This window comes from Vibrio japonicus, from assembly GCF_024582835.1.
Lineage (GTDB): Bacteria > Pseudomonadota > Gammaproteobacteria > Enterobacterales > Vibrionaceae > Vibrio > Vibrio japonicus.
The window spans coordinates 710,521-729,345 of sequence record NZ_CP102097.1; the positions used below are offsets into that span (position 1 = coordinate 710,521).

Below are 18,825 nucleotides of genomic sequence, written 5' to 3' on the forward strand. Positions count from 1 at the left end.
CTACGGATTAAGAAAAGTGAGTTTGAGTAAAGCGGAATAGGTAGTGTGGACCACCTGCCTTCGGACCCGTACCAGACAAGCCCTGACCACCAAATGGTTGAACACCAACCACGGCACCCACTTGGTCGCGGTTAATGTAGCAGTTACCTACTCGTGCATGTTTTTCAATCCAGCGATACGTTGTTTCGTTACGGCTGTGAATACCCATTGTTAGACCAAAACCAGTGTTGTTGATTTGATCGACAATTTGGTGAAGTTCACTCGCTTTGAAGCGAACAATATGCAGGATTGGACCAAACTGCTCTTCTTTCAGGCAAGAGATATCACGGATTTCAAACGCGCTTGGCGCAACAAAATCACCATACTGATGCTCTTCACCAAGTTTAAGTTCAGCAACTTTTTTCTCTGTCGCTGTCATGTGCTCGATGTGTTTAGCCAGCTTCGCTTTCGCGGTTCCATCAATCACAGGACCAACGTCTGTAGAGTGTAAGTAAGGTTTACCTACTTTTAGCTCTTCCATCGCACCTTGAATCAACGCAATGATGCGATCAGCGACATCTTCTTGGACATAAAGAACACGAAGCGCACTACAACGTTGACCAGCAGACGCAAATGCCGAGCGAATAACGTCACGCACCACCTGCTCAGGAAGTGCTGTACTATCAACGATCATCGCGTTTTGGCCACCTGTTTCCGCAATAAACGGTACAGGTGCTGCATCGCGCTCAGCCAGAGTTTGGTTGATACGTTGCGCTGTGGCTGTTGAACCTGTGAACGCCACACCAGCAATCGCAGAGTGAGACGTCAGTGCGGAACCAATTTCTGCGCCGCGACCTGGTAGAAGCTGAATCGTACCCGCAGGGAAACCTGCATCATTCATTAGCTCTACAGCACGTGCAGCAATCAGGCTGGTTTGCTCAGCAGGTTTCGCCACAACAGTATTACCCGCAACTAATGCAGCCGTTACCTGACCAAGGAAGATAGCCAGAGGGAAGTTCCAAGGGCTGATACATACGAAGACACCACGACCTTTACGAGAGACGATGCGCGCCTTACGATCAAAGCCATTAACTGCCAAGTCACCAAGCTCATCCACTTGCTTCGCGTAGTAACGACAGAAATCGACCGCTTCACGGACTTCATCAATACTATCGTGAATTGTCTTACCCGCTTCTTGGTGGCAAATCGCGACAAATTCAGCCAAGTTTTCTTCAAGCAGATCAGCAAGCTTGTCTAGTTTCTCACCGCGTACCGCTGCATCAGTTGCTTGCCAATCAGCAAAGGCTTTTTGCGCGCCTTCGATAGCTTCGGAAACATGATCAAGAGTAGCAAAGGCAACCTGACCCACGTGGATACGACGGTCATAAGGTGCTTTCACCTCTTCAACATTGATGTTTTCCTTGATCATGCTTTCGGCATAAGATTTACCATTGATGATCGGAGCCGCGACCCACTGCTTCTCCATGAAACTTTCAACTTGCGCTTCAAATGCGGCAGCTTCGCTTTCAATATCAACGTTCACACCAATCGAGTTTTTACGATTCGGGAAAATAGCCGACGGTAGAGGAATGCTGGCGTTGTTAAGCGTGTCGAATGCGTTCAGCATGTCAACCGGGTGCTGAGTCAACGTCTCAACCGGGCAACGAGCATCCACTAAGCGGTGTACAAACGAGCTGTTCGCGCCGTTCTCAAGCAAGCGACGAACAAGGTACGGAAGCAAGTCTTTATGACTGCCTACCGGTGCATAAATACGAACTGGTTGTTTGTGCGTTTCCATCACGTGGTTGTACAGAGAATCACCCATGCCATGTAAACGTTGGAATTCGTAATCTTTGTGCTGTGCCATTACAGCAATAGACGTAACAGTTTGAGCATTGTGGCTAGCGAACTGTGGGAAGATATTGCCACGAACATTTTCGCTTAGTAGGAAACGGGCACACGCAAGGTAAGCAACGTCTGTTGCTTCTTTACGGGTGTAAACTGGGTAGTTATCGTAACCGGCTTGTTGTGACCACTTGATCTCGCTGTCCCAGTACGCGCCTTTAACCAAACGAAGCGGGATAAGATCGCCCTGCTCTTTTGCTAGGCCATTTAGCCAAACAAGAACAGGTAATGCACGTTTAGAGTATGCTTGAACAACTAGGCCAAACTTGCCCCAACCTTTTACAAGGTCGCTGCGGTATACTTTTTCAAACAGCTTTAGAGACAGCTCTAAACGGTCAGCTTCTTCTGCGTCAATGGTAATTGCCACGTCCAGCTCTACCGCACGGCGAAGAAGCTGCTGCAACGTATCGTAAAGCTCAGTTAATACGCGCTCTTCGTTTGCCACTTCGTAGCGAGGGTGCAGAGCAGAAAGCTTGATAGAGACCGATGGCGCTGGGCTGGTGTCTAAACCGTAAGTATCACGACCGACCGCTTCTATCGCCATCAAGTAATCTTTGAAGTACTTGTTAGCATCCGCGGTCGTCAATGCCGCTTCACCAAGCATGTCGTAAGAGTAAGTGAAGCCTTTGTCTCGCATTGTGCGACCATTTTTCTGCGCTTCAGCGATGCTGCGACCAAGAACAAACTGGTAGCCCATCACTTTCATCGCTTGGTGCATCGCCTTGCGGATCACAGGCTCAGACATCTTGTTAACCAAACGGTTTACAGCGCTAACTGGGCTTTGAGTCTCTGATTCTGCCAAGCCTACCACTTTACCAGTGAGCAATAAGCCCCAAGTAGACGCGTTAACAAAGACGGAATCTGAACTCTTCAGGTGAGATTTCCAATCGGCAACACTGAGTCTGTCCCGGATGAAGGCATCAGCGGTGGCAGTGTCAGGAATACGCATTAACGCTTCAGCCAGACACATTAACAAAATACCTTCCTGAGTATCCAAGCTGTACTCAAGCAGTAAAGCATCGATCATCTGAATCGATTTCTTATCTGCTCGGATAGCTTTAATCAGTTCAGTGGTTTTGTCCGTAATTTGTGCCTTCTCAGCATCAGTAGGCTTCGCCAAAGGGAGTAATTGGTTAAGCCATTGTGATTCATCCACCATATAGAGTGGAGAGATCTGTGACCAAAGTACATCAAGCGGTTGCTCAACAAACTCGGTTTTCAACACATCAGTTGCTGTAAACATGCGTTTTCCTCAATCTCATACCTGAAAAAAAAGTGATCAGGTTTTTTACAATGACATGCAGTGTATTTTGAGCTTGAGTTGATTACTTGTCAAAAACTCCGAGCTTTTTACTAAAAACTCCGGTTTTTAACAAAACAAACACAGAGTCACACATAAAATGGCGAAATATTGTATGGTTCTGTTTTCACATTTAACCAACCTGTTTCTTATACTGAGAAGGAGAAATACCTTGTAGGCGAGAAAATGTGTGGGTAAAGATGCTTTGACCCGAGAAACCCGTTAGCTCCGCAACTTGCCCAAGTGATAAATTCCCCTGCGCGATGAGCTGTTTTGCCATATCAATACGCTTGCCCAGCACATACTGGTGGGGAGTGATACCCATTTGTTCTTTGAACAGATTGTGAAATTGGCTTTCTCCCAGAAAAACACAGCCAGCTAACTGCGCAACGGATATTTTATGGCCAAGGTGCAACTCTATATATCTATCGATCACTTCAAGATCGAATCTTGATTCTTTTCGAACGGTAGCAAACGCAGACATGTGTCTTTGCAACAATGCGATTACCGTGTCATTACATGCACGACTTAACAGCTGATCTTCAGGGCTTGATTGCATCTCGGCAACCAGCATCCTAATTAACTTTTGAATCTGTCCATCCAACTGAAAATAAGTGTCACGCTGGTTGATCTCGTTAAGCTTTTTCAGCATTAAAGGGTCACCATCATCAGGTGTAGGCAAATTAAGGACAAGAATGTCGGATTGCCCGACCACACCACCAAATGCGTGCCCACTTCCAGATGTCACCACACACCCCTGCCCCGGCCCAACCAAATTTCCATATCCGCTGACTTCAAATTCCGCCTGACCTTTTAATCCGATAACAATTTGTGTGTAACTATGATCATGGCAATCCATGTAGGAAGGCAAAGTCACCAATTCAGCTGGTCTTGGTAATCGAAGCTCGGAAGAATCTGGCGTTGCTGGTGAGTTAGGAGGAAGATTCATTGTGACCTGCCCAAGTGGATTGTGTTCAAGAGTAGATGGTATAACAAAACTATCGATTATCGAAATGTTCCATTCGGAGGCTCTTAGAACTCTCTCGATATAGAAATGAAGATGACATCTTGTCTCCATTCTTCAGATCAGCAACATGATCAAACTTCCGGAAGAATGATCAAGAACACATTATTTACGGCCGATGTCCGTTCTAATCAAGCCACGTCGCGTACCTACACTATCAACTAGGTTGACTTTTCAACTCAAGCTTTTCAAAAAAATCCATCTATAGTTAACAACAACTTACCTTGGGTACAACGCATAGTGCAGGCAAACTCCAATGTTTAACAGGCAGCAATACAACCAGTCGGTAAGATGATTCTTTAAGCTTTGAAGACCCATCAGACAGGAACAAAAGCAACAATGATCAAGAAGACCCTTGATCATGCTTTCGAGTTTGTTGTAAACGAGTCGAATAAAAAACGCCGCATTGTGCGGCGTTTGTGTATTCATATTGTATTAGTACTAAGGTGCGAGGCGATCTATATGCCAGCCCTGATTTTCTTTCGAAAACAGGAAGCGATCGTGCAGTCGGTGCTCTCCACCTTGCCAGAACTCGATGGATTCTGGCTTAATTCGAAAACCACCCCAAAAGCTTGGTACTGGGATTTCCCCTTTCTCAAATTTCTGTTTGAGTTCTAGAAACTTGCCTTCTAACACACCACGAGCAGAAATTCGGCTGCTTTGTTTACTCGCAATCGCCGCCAGTTGGCTTTCTTTTGGACGAGAAGAGAAGTACTTCACGTTCTCAACCATCGACAACTTTTCGGCAACCCCAGTAATATGAACCTGTCGTTCCATTGGGTGCCAAGGAAAGTGAAGACTTACTTTTGAGTTGCCTTCTATCTGCTGCGCTTTGCGGCTACCAAGGTTGGTGTAAAAGACAAAACCGTTTTGATCGACGTGTTTGAGAAGAACGATACGCTGGAAAGGCTGACCTGTACTGTCCACAGTCGCCACTGTCATCGCTGTTGGGTCGGTTAGCTCTGCTTCAACTGCTTGCTTTAACCACAGATCAAATTGCGCAATTGGGTCTTCGAGCAAATCTTTTCGTCTCAGTCCACCTTTTGTGTATTCTCGACGAATATCTTTAAGTTCCATCTTTTCTCCTCGCGAATTTTTTGCTGATTGTGCGCCCAAACACCACAGAACTCAAGCAGAAGCCACACGCTGAAAGACTCAATCAAACTATTAATTACACTGTTTAGTGACTTTATCAGCTCCAAACCGCGATTCTAACAGCAAGTTCTTAACATTTTCGGTTGGCAGTAATAAAATCAATCAAATAACTTAAATATACAAGGATCATCAATGGGTAAGAGCAGCTATAACAAGCTTACTCCAACCGAGCTAGAGTATGTCGATGATAAAACGGCAGCTTTACTCCTAAATACACCAAACAACGCACGAATCATGCTTTGGGTTATGGTGATCTTTTTTATTCTCGCGGGTGTATGGGCATCTTGGGCACAAATTGACAAAGTAACCGTTGGCCAAGGTAAAGTGGTCCCCTCTTCCCAAATTCAGGTGATTCAGAACTTGGAAGGTGGACTAGTCAAAGAAATTCTTATACGAGAAGGGCAACAAGTCGAGAAAGGACAACAGTTGCTCTTGATCGACGACACCCGTTTTCGTTCCGATTTTCGTGAAAGAGAGCAACAGGTCTCGAACCTCAAAGCCAACGTGATACAGCTAGCCGCGTCCATCAAGAGTGTGACTATCAGTGAAGATTTTGACGAAAGCAATTGGCAAGACAGCGTAAAGCTGGATGCAGATAAACTCGCGTTCCCAGAAGAGTTTAAAAAAGCGCATCCTGAGCTGGTTTATCGCCAACGAGCCGAGTATCGACAAGACTTAGACAAACTGAAAAACCAATTATCTCTGACTGATCAGCAAGTAAAGCAGAAGCAACAAGACTTAATAGAGATCCAAGCGCGTGTTCGTAACCTGCGCGCCAGTTACAACTTTGCGCTTAAAGAACTGAACATTACCAAGCCTTTAGCTGATGAAGGTGTCGTACCAAGAGTAGAGCTATTGAAGCTTCAGCGTCAGGTGAACGACACGCGTAGAGAAATGACCTCCAGCCAGTTGAAAGTTCCTGTTTTAGAGTCGGCGATTCGTGAAACCATGCTCAACAGAATCGATGTCGCACAAAAGTTTCGCTCGGAGCAGCAAGAAAAACTCAACCAAGCGGAAGACAAGCTCTCTGCAATGTCTGAATCTGCGGTTGGCCTAGAAGACAGGGTTAACAGAACCATTGTCACTTCACCCGTTACCGGTACGGTCAAAACGCTCAACATCAATACCGTAGGTGGCGTTATTCAACCCGGTATGGACATCGTAGAGATTGTCCCGACAGAAGACACACTCTTAGTAGAAGCCAAAATTGCCCCGCAAGATATTGCCTTCTTACGCCCAGAACTGCCCGCTATTGTTAAGTTCAGCGCGTATGACTTTACTAAATACGGGGGGCTCGACGGGGTTCTGGAGCACATCAGCGCTGATACCACAACTGATGAAGAAGGCAACAGCTTCTATTTAGTCAGAGTTAGGACAAAAGAGACTGGTCTGAGTAAAGATGATTCGTTACCGATCATTCCCGGCATGACAGCATCAGTCGACATTATCACCGGTAAACGCACGGTCATGGAATATTTGCTAAGACCAATTTTAAGTGCGCGAAACAATGCACTTAAGGAATAAGCATAGAGACATGTGGATATTTTCATTGACTACCACCTCCGCGAATAGTGACTGAATGAAATACCTTTTCGCAGCACTGCTGCTGATCGCGAGTTCAACCACATCGTTTGCTCTGAAAACTCAAGAGCAACGATGGGTTGATGCCGTACGCCAAACTTATGGTGATAGAGCAGGAAGACGCGTCGAGACCTGGCGACAAAAAATGTCGGATTATGCGTCCTTTGATGAACGCGAAAAATTAACCAGAGTGAACGACTTCTTTAACCAGCTTTATTTCGTTAATGATGACAAGCTTTGGGGAAAAAAAGACTACTGGGCAACACCCTTAGAATTCTTGGGCAGTAATGCAGGAGACTGCGAAGACTTCACTATCGCTAAGTACTTTTCATTACTGGAACTGGGTGTCTCAGACAAGAAACTCCGCCTGGTGTATGTTAAAGCCATTGATTTAAATCAGTTTCATATGGTACTTGCATACTATTCAACACCAAGCTCTGAACCTATCTTGCTCGATAACATCAATCCAGAGATAAAACCGGCGTCGCAAAGACGTGACTTGCTGCCGATCTACAGCTTCAACGGTCAGAATCTTTGGTTAATGAAATCAAAGCAAGGTCAATTGGCCGGAAAGTCATCAAGACTCAGTCTTTGGAACGACCTCCGTGCCCGTGAAAAATCACTCAAACTAAACAAACCATTGATCAATTTTGATGAGTAGGCAATATGACTTTATATAAACAACTTGTCGCGGGTATGATTGCGGTTTTCTTAATGTTACTGATTTCGGTCTTTATCATTGAGTTCGACACCACTCGCGATAACTTAGTGCAACAGCAACGATCTGAAGTAACCAACACGATTAACACGGTCGGGCTTGCACTTGCTCCATACTTAGAAGCCAAAGACCCGGTTGCCGTTGAGTCTGTCATCAATGCTCTGTTCGACGGGAGCAGTTACTCCATCGTTCGACTCATTTTTCTTGATACTAATGAAGAAATACTTCGCACCTACCCTGTCCAACCAATCAATGTGCCAGACTGGTTCATTAATCTGAATCTGTTTGAAAAAATCCATGATAGCAGAGTGGTCACAAGCGGGTGGATGCAATTGGCAGAAGTAGAAATCGTTAGCCATACTGGGGATGCCTACACCCAGTTATGGTCGGCATTTCAGCGCCTACTCATCGCCTTTAGTCTGATTTTACTTATTGGTTTATTCGCGATTGCATTCATCCTACGTCGCGCTTTACGCCCTCTTCAACTCATCGTTAAAAAGATGGAGCAAGTGGCGCACAATCAGTTTGGTGAACCACTTCCGCGTCCTGCTACTCAAGACCTTATTTACGTTGTTGATGGCATCAATAACATGTCGGAACAGCTAGAAAAGTCTTTTAAAGCTCAAGCTAAAGAAGCCCAACAACTCCGCGAACGGGCTTATATTGACCCTGTATCTTGCCTAGGGAACAGAGCCTATTACATGAGCCAGCTTAATAGTTGGCTCAGTGAAAGCGGCATGGGTGGCGTTGCAATACTGGAAGCGAGTTTTATTCGAGAGTTGTATGAAGAAAAGGGATACGAAGCAGGTGATGGTATGGTGCGTGAACTGGCTGACCATCTTAAAGTTTCTCTTACTTCGCCAGATTTAACTTTAGCTCGGATTTCTACAGAAGAGTTCGGCTTTATTCTTCCAAATATGGATGAAACCGAGCTAAAACTGATTGCGGATAGCATTATTACGTTTGTGCAAGACATCAACGCCGATCCTACTGGAATGGCGGCAGCTAACGTCGCACTGGGTGTTGTGCATAATGAATCAAGAAAAAATGCGAGCGAAATTTTAACCATGCTCGATAACGCATTAGCTAATGCGAAGTCTAACCCAGAGCGAGCTTACGGCTATGTATCTTGTGCGAGCAGCTCTACGTTAATGGGTAAACAGCAGTGGAAACACTTAGTCGAAGAAGCGATCAGTAACGATTGGTTTAACTTTAGGTTCCAAGCTGCAAACAACACATGGGGCCAAACTTACCACCGTGAAGTATTCTCTTCGATCGAGAAAGATGGCGAACGATTCAGCGCGAATCAGTATCTGTTTGCTTTGGAGCAACTGGGAGTCAGCCACCTTTTCGACGAGTACGTTATCGAATCCATGGTTAAGCGCCTTAAAGAAGGCAGCGTCTCTGAACCCATCGCAATTAACATTGCGCAGAGCAGTATCTCTCAACCAAGCTTTATACGCTGGGTAAGTCAGTTACTAAACAAGAACAAACATATTGCGGGACTCTTACACTTTGAAGTGCCTGAGAACTGCTTTATCAGCTCTCCTCACCATACAGCCCTATTCTGTAATGCAATACGTGCCGCCGGTGCAGATTTTGGTGTTGATAATTATGGGCGTAACTTCCAATCTCTGGATTACATCAATGAGTTCCGCCCAGCGTATGTTAAGTTGGATTACCTCTACACTCACCATTTAGATGATGAGAAGCAGAAATTCACCCTAACCTCTATTTCGAGAACAGCCCATAATTTAGGTATTAAAACCATTGCGTCTCGTGTAGAAACCCAGACTCAGCTTGATTTCTTGTCTGAGCACTTTATTGAAGTCTTCCAAGGCTTCATCGTAGATAAATAATCACTAAAAGGTATAGCATGCAGGATCCGCTATTAAACTCTCTTATCTACGTTAGCCGTTATTACGGTTTAGCTAACTCTCCAGAAGCGCTTATTAACGGCTTGCCACTGACGGATGGCAAGCTCACTCCGTTCTTGTTTCCGCGTTCTGCTGAACGTGCGGGGCTAGTCGCAAAAGAAAACCGTTCCGACTTACAATCGATTTCTCAACTTGTCCTTCCAGTGGTACTGATTCTGAAGGGTGGTGATGCCTGTGTTTTAAACAGCATCAATAAAGAAAATGGCGATGTCGAAATTGTCACAGGTGACACAGGCCTTGTGCCCGTTTCCATCACTTGGGATGAACTTGAACAGCAATACTCTGGTCGTTACTTTCTCGTCAAGAAGCAATTTCGCTATGACGAGCGATCACCAGAAATTCTTAAGACCAAGCAAGGGCACTGGTTTTGGAGCACCATTTGGCAGTCTAAGAGTATTTACCGAGATGTGCTCATTGCATCTATTCTGATTAATTTGTTTGCCGTCGCTGCCCCCATGTTTACCCGTATCGTTTACGATAAAGTGGTGCCAAACCTCGCCTTTGAAACTCTCTGGGTACTGTCGAGTGGTATCTTTGTCATATTCCTATTTGACCTGTCTTTGAAGCTACTTAGAAGTTACTTCATTGATGTCGCGGGTAAAAAGTCGGATATTATTATTTCCTCAAAACTGTTCAGCAAAGTGCTGGGCATTCGCATGGAAGCAAAGCCCCCATCGGTAGGTGCGTTTGCTCGTCATTTGCAAGAGTTTGAGTCGATCCGAGAGTTCTTTACATCCGCAACGATTAGCTCTCTGATCGATCTTCCGTTTGCGTTCTTATTCCTGCTCTTGATTTGGTTGATGGCAGGTAATCTCGTCCTCGTGCCAATCGTCGGTGTCTTGATACTTATCGTATACTCACTTCTGATTCAGGGGCCTTTACGCCATACCATTGAAGAAGGTTCCCGCCTTGCCTCCCAAAAGTACGCAAACTTAATTGAGAGTTTAGCCGGGCTTGAAACAGTGAAGCTATTTGGCGCGCAAAGTCAGTTTCAGTTCCGCTGGGAAGAAGCCGTTGCTCACATGGCAAACTGGAACATTAAGAGTCGTCGCATTACTGATGGTATCCAAAACACCGCAGGGTTCGTCCAGCAAGCGTCGAATGTTGGTATGATCATTCTTGGTGTGTATCTCATTGCCGAAGGTGAGCTAACCATGGGTGGGTTGATTGCGGCAACCATGTTAAGTGGCCGCGCAATTGGTCCTATGGTGCAGCTTTCACTGTTGTCGACTCGATACAATCAAGCAAAATCATCCATGACTATTATCGAGCAAGTGATGTCGATGCCTGACGAGCAAGAAGAAGGGAAACGCTACATTCACCGCCCTATTGTTCAAGGTAAAATTGAGCTAGATAAGGTGACGTTCCACTACCCTGATTCACCTGTTGCCTCGATTCGTGATTTGAGCTTAACCATCAACCCTGGTGAGAAAGTGGCGATTATCGGTCGAATTGGTTCTGGTAAAACTACACTAGAGCGCTTAATCATGGGCTTGTACAAACCCACGGAAGGCCACGTACGTATTGATGATACAGATATCGAGCAACTTCATCATATTGATATCCGACGTAACATCGGCTGTGTTCCTCAGGACAGCCAGCTTTTTTACGGTTCAATCAGAGACAACATTACATTAGGTCGCCCTCTTGCTGATGACCGTGATGTGATGGATGCCGCCAACCGCGCGGGTGTGACAGTATTTACTCAACAAGATCCTGCCGGCCTTGAGCGTCAAGTCGGTGAGGGTGGATTGCTGCTCTCTGGCGGCCAACGCCAAACTGTGGCTATTGCACGTGCCATACTTGGTCGTCCACCCGTTTTGCTTATGGATGAACCAACCAGTGCGATGGACAACCGTTCTGAAATGCATATTAAGCAGCAACTCGCTCAGCTGAAATCAAGCGAAACGCTGATATTAATCACACACAAAACGTCCATGCTGGATGTAGTAGACCGCGTTATCGTCATGGAAAAAGGTTGTGTGATTGCAGACGGTCCGAAAGCTGAAGTGCTCAATAACCTTAAGCAAGGTAAAGTAAAAGCAGTAAATTAACCTCAGGTCGGAATTGTTTAAGCTACACAAACAAGACTTTACCGTTGAATTTACAGGCTTACCCAAGCCTAGCAGTTTTACCCGATAACGCATTAGAAATAGAAAAGCCATTCAGGTTAATCTGAATGGCTTTGTTTTTACTTCAAGATTGAAGGGGGAATATTACTTAGTTGAACAGCTCGCTGCGCCAACTTCTTTCCACACACCCCAAGCGCCTGATTTAGTCGGATCGTCGTTACGAGTCCACCACTTCGCTTCCCAAACTTTACCAGCCCAAGAAACTTGGTTGCCGCCAGTGTACACCGTGCCTGCATCCCATAGGTTGCCACACACTTCACCACCGCCATTGGTTGGTACTTTTGTTACAGAAACTGCCGCAGACGCCGTTGCTGTCGCTTGACCGTCGCTGACTGTTACCGTAAATGCTAGTGGAGTATCTTGCGTGTATTCAGGAGCAACAAAACTTACTGATGCGCCGTTAACCGTCGCGTTGATACCAGCCGGTACATTCCACTCAAACGTTAGTTTGTCGTTGTCTGCATCTGTAGACGCTGACGCATCAACAACCACAACGTCACCCGCTTGTACTGAAGTCGGCGCATTGATTGCCGCTACAGGTGCAGTGTTCACTGGCGTCGTCGTGCCTTGAGGCTTCACTGTTACAACCACAGTGTCTGATGCTGTTGCACCTTTGTTGTCAGTAACGGTTAGCTTGAATACCAACTGTTCCGCCTGAGCCACTTGTGGTGCATCAAAGCCCGCAATTGCACTTGTCGCAGAAGTTAGTGTTACTGGAGTACCCGATACTTGAGTCCATTGGTAACCCGCAATCGAACCGTCTGTATCTTTAGAAGCGCCGCCATTTAGCTGAACGGCTTCATGACCAACAACTGCAATGTCTGCACCAGCATTTGCGCTAGGAGCACGGTTAACTGGAGTAACTGGACCACCCGCTAGACCTTCATGCATTGCATTTAGGATGTCGCCGTTGTCCGCGTCAATTTCCCAAGAGAACAGACCCGCTAGACCAAGTTCACGTGCGTAAGCACCTTTTGCTTTCACAGAGCGATCATCGTCAAACGTGATTAGCTCACCCGTTGTACGGTTCCATACCCAAGGTGCTTCTGCTTGTTCATCGTAGCCATACTCAAAGCCATTAATGCCTTGGTGACTTGCACCTAGCATGTTTGCTTTAATGCCTTTGTAGTCGATAACGCCAGCTTCCCAGATACCTTGCGCTGAAGTGCCCTTCAGTTTACCCGTTGCTGTACCTGTCATTGGATCGCTTGGATCGGTTAGTGAGCTTGGCATTACACCTTCCCAACCACGGCCATACATTGCTGTACCAAGAACCAGTTTGTTCGCAGGAACACCTTGCGCTAGAAGCAACTGGATACCGTTGTCTGACGTGTAAGCTGGGCCTGTAAACGGTTTACCGTTCGCATCTACGCCTGTACCGTCACACTGACCTGGTGCCATAAAGCTACCACAGTAAAGTGCAGTTTGGTGACCAGGAACATTGTTCCAACCGCCGTAGAAGTCGTAAGTCATCGCAAAGATGTAGTCCATGTACTGAACTGCTTCGCCATAGTTCACGTCTTCAATCTTGTCGTGACCAACACCAATCGCAGAGGTCAGCTCGTAAGTACGACCCGTTTCTGCTTCAAGCTTATCCAGCATTGCACGCAATTCACGCATCAAAGCGATATAAGCTGGACCATCATTTACTGGATCACCTAGGTTCGCGTTTTCACCGCCGCCACCCGGGAATTCCCAGTCAATGTCTACGCCGTCATAGAATTTCCATGTTTTTAGGAAACGCTCAACCGATGCAACAAAAGTGTCGCGGTTTGCTTTCGTTGTGAAATCAAAGAATGGGTCTGATAGCGTCCAACCACCGATAGATGGGATGATTTTCAGATCAGGGTTACGCTGTTTCAATGCCATCAGCATCGCGTAGTTACCTTTGATCGGCGTGCTGTATTCATGACCAGCGTGAGGGAAGTTCTTCTGGTAAGCTGCCCACGGGTCGTGGATAACCACTTCGTAATCATTCACACCGTTACACGCTGTTTGTAGCGCATTAAAGCTGTTGCCACCTACCGATTTCAAAGATTCATTTGGACCACAGATTGGAATGAAACCGTATAGTACGTGCGTTAGGTTATCCGCTGGCATGTTATCAACCGTGTACTTACGATCGTAGATGCCCCATTCAACAAAGTAAGTACCCACAACCGTGTTTGGATCTGTGTTAAATGTCTTGTTGTTTGGATCAACGTTCATCGTAAGTGGCGGTAAGTGAGAACCATCGGTATCAGCAATCACAATTTCCGCAGGGCTGCTGGTGCTACAACCAGTCGCGTCACACGCTTCGATGGTCATTTGGTAACGACCACCTTGACCATAAGTAAAGCTTGCTGCTGTTTGGCTGCCCGTGATTGGTCCTGTGGCAACTTCTACACCATCAAACAAAATGCGGTAAGTATCGCCCGGAGTTCCACTCCATTGGTTAAACTTAACGGTAATTTTTGCTTCGTCGAAGTATTTCACCATCTGGTTGTAGCCAGCGGTGGTTTCCATTGACAGTTCGATTTTAGAGAACTGTAAATTGTTAGAGCCATATACATCAACGCTTGGAGTCGCTGGTGCTGCGATTGCCGCTCCAGATAACGCCATAGCAATACTTGCGGCACATAAGGTAATACGATTCATATCTAATCTCTTATTCCTTGAAGTTTACTCTGCTGTCAGAGTTCGGTCTGTTCCTCTAGAGACACAAGAAGAACATCCACCACAGTATTTAAGAGACTGATAAGTAGATAAAAACAATAAAAAATGCTTTACGAGTCAAAACCAAAAATCACATGCTTTATAACAACTTGTTGCATGACAAGTCTGACATTGAGTCAGGAATCGATCTATTTTTAAGAGAAAAATAAATTTGTGTTAATTAGGCTTATTTTGAGTTAAACAAGAAGAAAATAACGAAACAAACCAAAAAAAGCCCCATTTCCAAGAAATGAGGCCATCAAATATCAATATTTACCGAAGGTAGTTATTTTTCATTTCGAACGGAATCGTGCGGTAAAATGGCGTAAAACAGGTGGCTCATATTCAAATGTGAGGCCTGTTAACTCATGTGCACGCTCTTTTAACGCAATGATCGCGTCAGCAATGTAATCCATATGGTCATTGGTATAAACGCGGCGTGGAATGGTTAGACGCATAAGCTCTAACTCAGATGCTTTCTGTTGTCCTGTTTCTGGATCTCGTCCTAGCAGCAGCGAGCCAATTTCTACAGCTCGAATGCCTGCTTCAAGGTAAAGAGCATTACATAGAACTTGCGCTGGGAACTGTTCTGCTGGGATATGAGGCAAAATCTTCGCAGCATCGACAAATACCGCATGGCCACCTGTTGGGTACTGAATCGGAATACCTCCTTCACGTAAACGCTCGCCCAAATATTGAACTTGGCTAATGCGGTAGTGTAAGTAGTCTTCATCCGCTGCTTCATATAAACCCCTCGCTAACGCTTCCATATCACGACCCGCCATACCACCGTAGGTCACAAAACCTTCCATTGGTACACAACGTGTCTGCACTGCTTGGAACAGTTCTTTGTGATCGCGAATACAGCACAAGCCACCGATGTTCACCATAGGGTCTTTTTTCGCCGACATCGTTAGCATATCGCCATACTGGTACATCTCACGAATAATCTCCAGAATCGATTTGTCCTGATACCCTTCTTCGCGTTGCTTGATGAAATACGCATTCTCGCAGTATCGAGCCGAATCAATCACCACAGGGATATCATTCTTGCTGGCTATCTCATACACCGCGCGCATATTTTCCATCGAAACAGGCTGACCACCTGAACTGTTACAGGTGATGGTTGTAATGATTGCACAGATGTTTTGTGCGCCATGTTCTTCAATCGTCGCAACCAGTTTTTGCAGGTCAAAGTTACCTTTCCAGTCGTACGGAGTGGTCGTATCAAAGGCGTGCCTATCAACCACGTTAATCGCCTTACCACCGTTCAGCTCAATGTGACCTGCTGTTGTATCGAAGTGATAGTTTGAAATGAACACGGGATCGGTACCGCCACGAACGGTTTTCATACGTTCAATTAACGCGGGAAACAGGATTTGCTCTGCGCCACGACCTTGGTGAGCAGGCACTGTCAATTCGTAACCGAAAAAGTGTTCTACGGCTCTACACAAGTTGTAGTAGTTTCGGCTACCTGCGTAAGACTCATCGCCCAGCATCAAACCTGCCCACTGATTGTCACTCATTGCGCCCGTGCCTGAGTCAGTCAGCAGATCGATATACACGTCATCACTTCTCAACAAAAACGGGTTAAGCCCGGCTTCATTTAGCGCTTCAACTCGATCCTGATAAGTCGTCATCTTGATCGGTTCAACCATTTTGATGCGGAAAGGTTCTGGGATTCGTTTCATTTTAATTTCCTATAGATGTGCGTCTTCCTGCATTACTATGCACAGAAGTAAAAACTTAGAGATAAACATTGACTGGGCATGGCTGCCCTAAAAGGAAATTAAAGAGAAAGTGATTCTTTGCTTTGAAGGGATAAGCAATAGTCTAAATTAAACCATGACGACAACACTAAACGGCTGTCGCGCATCCATATGCATTGCATAGCGTTATCCTTATCGTTGGTATTAGACATCGCATCAATATAGTGACATTTTTTTAGCTTTACCGTGAAACGTAGCGCAATTTTTTGATTAATTTAGATCTCAATAAAATAGAATAAACCGGAATACTGACGTTAGAAGCCCTAATATAGGGAATGGCTTCATAGTGAAAACTAAGGTTGCTACGCAACGTACACTCACATAGAAAAAGGCACACGATATGCAACTAAAACACCTACCTTTTGCTTTCATGATTCTGGGGCTTAGCGGCTCTGCAGTCGCTCAGGTTACAATGGACATTCCAGACAGCATTGAAGTCATCGTGGCAAATGGCTCCTCTCCTGAACTGAAAGGAGGCATGTTTGATGCGAACCAAACGCTGGCTCTCCAAGATGGTGAGAACCAAATTCTATTTCGTTACAAGCCCTACTTTCATCAGGGTAACGATCGCATTATCGTTGAGAGCCAGCCAATCATCGCCACATTCCACGCGAACGATATGGATCTAAACTTCGATCTGCCAAAGTATCGCAATTTGAGTGAAGCTAAGAAAAATATTAATAGCGCTAGCTGGCAACTGCGAGACAAAAGTCATCAGCCTGTTGAGGCTGAGTATGATCAGCTGGTCATCGAAGGTATGCAAATCGGCCGTAACTACCAGCAAGAGCTGCTTGAGTACAACCGAAAAGGTGGTGTCGCGGCGATTTATGTGAACGGCATGGCAACGGGCAAAGCAGAGTTCACCTCACAAGAAGGTGCCAATACCGCAGAAGAAATGCTGCATTTTTGGTACAACAAAGCAGATGAAAAAACCAAAGCTCGCTTTAAGCAGTTTGTCCAAAACCACTAATTGTGGCACTGGCTGGGCCTAGTTTCCAGCCAGTTTCTCACGATACAAAGCATAGAATTTTAAGCGGCCTCATGGATTTACATCCTCATAATGTTAGGATGACCCTTTCAAAATATTGAGAGATTACCGTGTCCTCGCCAGTAAAACTTTTAGCCATCGCATTGGCATTAACCGTCGGTTTTTTTGCAGGCGACCTGTATGAAACATTCCAAAATAGGTCGAAAAGCACGTCACTTAGCGACTATTGCTTACTGTCTACCAAAGCGTGTCTACAAGATGACATAAAAGTCACCGTAGACCGCGATATCAGCCAACCACTTATTCCCACTCAAGTCACCGTTGAATGGCCTCAATCTGAAGCTAATGAATTGTTCTTAAAGCTGGAAGGTCATGAGATGGAAATGGGAGTAGTCATTTTCAAACTTCAAAAAAATGCACAAGGTTCGTTTAGCGGTGAAGTCATCTTACCGGTTTGCACGACGGACTCCATGACTTGGGTTGGCGAGCTTTCTGATGGTCAACAATTAATGAAAACATCTCTGAGGATGGAAAGATGAGTAAGAAATGGTCCCTAATCTTAGTGGTCGCTTTCGCGTTGGGCTTTGGTCTAAAAACGTACCTAAATTCGGAAGCACCAGCGCCGACTCCACAAGCACAACAAACGGTGCTTTTTGGTCAAGATAACCAACCGGTAGACATCTTTGATCAACAAGATACTCGAGTTCGCGTGGTTTACTTTGGCTTTACTCACTGTCCTGACGTTTGTCCAACCTCGCTCGCTATGCTGGCAGGTGCTTTAAATCAAATTGATGACAAAACCAAAGCCAAACTCCGCCCGATGTTTATTTCGCTGGATCCCGAGCGTGACGCAGCTGCTGATTCTTATAAGTATGCGCAGTATTTCCACCCTATGATAGAGGGGTTATCGGCACCTTTGGATGTGACCACCCCATTAGCCCATCGCTACGGTGTGATATTTCGCAAAACAGAACTCGAAAACTCAGAATTGAAATACACACTTGATCACAGCTCCTACTTTTATTTCCTGAAGCCGGATGGCACGCTCATCACTAAAGTGCCGCACACGCTTACACCTGCACCACTTGTAGAAGCATTCAAAACGATCACATTAGAAGGGAATGAGTCATGAAATTGAAAATAGCATTGTTAGCGACATTAGCCCTAAGCCCAATCGCATACGCAAAAATGGATGTGATGGCTCATCACGCGTACGCCCGTGCGACGCCACCAACGGCTGCCACCAGCGCGGTATTTGCTGAGATCGTCAATACAGGCAGCGATGACCGCTTCATTGTGTCTGCTTCGACGGAGGCAGCTGGAAAAGTGGAACTTCATGATGTAATCAAGGACGGTGACGTCATGAAGATGCGCCAAATTGATAAAATTAAAGTACCCGCCAACAGTACAGCAGTTCTAAAACCGGGCAGCTTACACATTATGTTGTTCGATCTAACCAAGCCACTGGTTGAAGGTGACAAGATTGACGTTGAAATTTCTTTTGCGAACGGAGAGAAACAAACATTCAGCGCACCGATCAAAAAAGTGATGAGTGGTATGAAACACCACTAATAGCATCAATAAGTGTCAATCAAAAGGAGCGTATTGCTCCTTTTTTTATTATGAACAAAGGGATAAATACG

General features: G+C 45.5%; 13 protein-coding genes. 8 read left to right on the forward strand and 5 right to left on the reverse strand.

All coding sequences use genetic code 11. The features are described from left to right. Positions 1–7 precede the first annotated feature (7 nt). The 3 genes from putA to pdxH all read right to left on the reverse strand — a co-directional run bounded on the left by putA (position 8) and on the right by pdxH (position 5,285). Positions 8–3,127: a bifunctional proline dehydrogenase/L-glutamate gamma-semialdehyde dehydrogenase PutA gene (putA, locus tag NP165_RS16405; protein ID WP_257086824.1), complete on the reverse strand. Its 3,120-nt coding sequence runs from the start codon at positions 3,125–3,127 to the stop codon at positions 8–10. 190 nt (positions 3,128–3,317) lie between these two features. Next, complete coding sequence (locus NP165_RS16410; protein ID WP_257086825.1) at positions 3,318–4,133, reverse strand: helix-turn-helix domain-containing protein; 816 nt, start codon at positions 4,131–4,133, stop codon at positions 3,318–3,320. A gap of 516 nt (positions 4,134–4,649) precedes the next feature. Beyond that, entirely contained in the window at positions 4,650–5,285 is a 636-nt protein-coding gene (gene pdxH, locus NP165_RS16415) for a pyridoxamine 5'-phosphate oxidase (RefSeq protein WP_257086826.1), read from the reverse strand. Between the two features lie 210 nt (positions 5,286–5,495). Here pdxH and NP165_RS16420 point away from each other — a divergent pair, with 210 nt between their 5' ends. The 4 genes from NP165_RS16420 to NP165_RS16435 are packed head-to-tail and all read left to right on the forward strand — an operon-like array spanning position 5,496 to position 11,653. Continuing rightward, positions 5,496–6,887, forward strand: a complete 1,392-nt coding sequence (locus NP165_RS16420) for an HlyD family type I secretion periplasmic adaptor subunit (protein WP_257086827.1) — start codon at positions 5,496–5,498, stop codon at positions 6,885–6,887. A gap of 55 nt (positions 6,888–6,942) precedes the next feature. Continuing rightward, positions 6,943–7,605: a transglutaminase-like cysteine peptidase gene (locus NP165_RS16425; protein WP_257086828.1), complete on the forward strand. Its 663-nt coding sequence runs from the start codon at positions 6,943–6,945 to the stop codon at positions 7,603–7,605. 5 nt (positions 7,606–7,610) lie between these two features. Next, complete coding sequence (locus tag NP165_RS16430) at positions 7,611–9,521, forward strand: bifunctional diguanylate cyclase/phosphodiesterase (protein ID WP_257086829.1); 1,911 nt, start codon at positions 7,611–7,613, stop codon at positions 9,519–9,521. Positions 9,522–9,538: 17 nt separating this feature from the next. Then, on the forward strand, positions 9,539–11,653 hold the full coding sequence (locus tag NP165_RS16435) for a type I secretion system permease/ATPase (RefSeq protein ID WP_257085607.1): 2,115 nt from the start codon (positions 9,539–9,541) through the stop codon (positions 11,651–11,653). A 162-nt stretch (positions 11,654–11,815) separates the two neighbouring features. On the opposite strand, the gene NP165_RS16440 is transcribed toward NP165_RS16435, so the two are convergent. After that, positions 11,816–14,368: a glycosyl hydrolase family 18 protein gene (locus NP165_RS16440; protein ID WP_257085608.1), complete on the reverse strand. Its 2,553-nt coding sequence runs from the start codon at positions 14,366–14,368 to the stop codon at positions 11,816–11,818. Between the two features lie 350 nt (positions 14,369–14,718). Next, positions 14,719–16,116, reverse strand: coding sequence for a tryptophanase (locus tag NP165_RS16445; RefSeq protein ID WP_257085609.1), 1,398 nt, complete (start codon positions 16,114–16,116; stop codon positions 14,719–14,721). 418 nt (positions 16,117–16,534) lie between these two features. On the opposite strand from NP165_RS16445, the gene NP165_RS16450 reads away from it, so the two are divergent. From NP165_RS16450 to NP165_RS16465, 4 genes are all read left to right on the forward strand, one after another. Continuing rightward, positions 16,535–17,164, forward strand: a complete 630-nt coding sequence (locus tag NP165_RS16450; RefSeq protein ID WP_257085611.1) for a DUF2057 family protein — start codon at positions 16,535–16,537, stop codon at positions 17,162–17,164. A 128-nt stretch (positions 17,165–17,292) separates the two neighbouring features. After that, positions 17,293–17,721 carry a hypothetical protein gene (locus NP165_RS16455; RefSeq protein WP_257085612.1) on the forward strand — a complete coding sequence of 143 codons (429 nt, stop codon included), beginning with the start codon at positions 17,293–17,295 and terminating at the stop codon, positions 17,719–17,721. Continuing rightward, complete coding sequence (locus NP165_RS16460; RefSeq protein WP_257085613.1) at positions 17,718–18,314, forward strand: SCO family protein; 597 nt, start codon at positions 17,718–17,720, stop codon at positions 18,312–18,314. The genes NP165_RS16455 and NP165_RS16460 overlap by 4 nt, the downstream gene beginning before the upstream one ends. Next, positions 18,311–18,754, forward strand: a complete 444-nt coding sequence (locus tag NP165_RS16465; RefSeq protein WP_257085614.1) for a copper chaperone PCu(A)C — start codon at positions 18,311–18,313, stop codon at positions 18,752–18,754. The genes NP165_RS16460 and NP165_RS16465 overlap by 4 nt, the downstream gene beginning before the upstream one ends. The last annotated feature ends 71 nt before the right edge of the window (positions 18,755–18,825 follow it).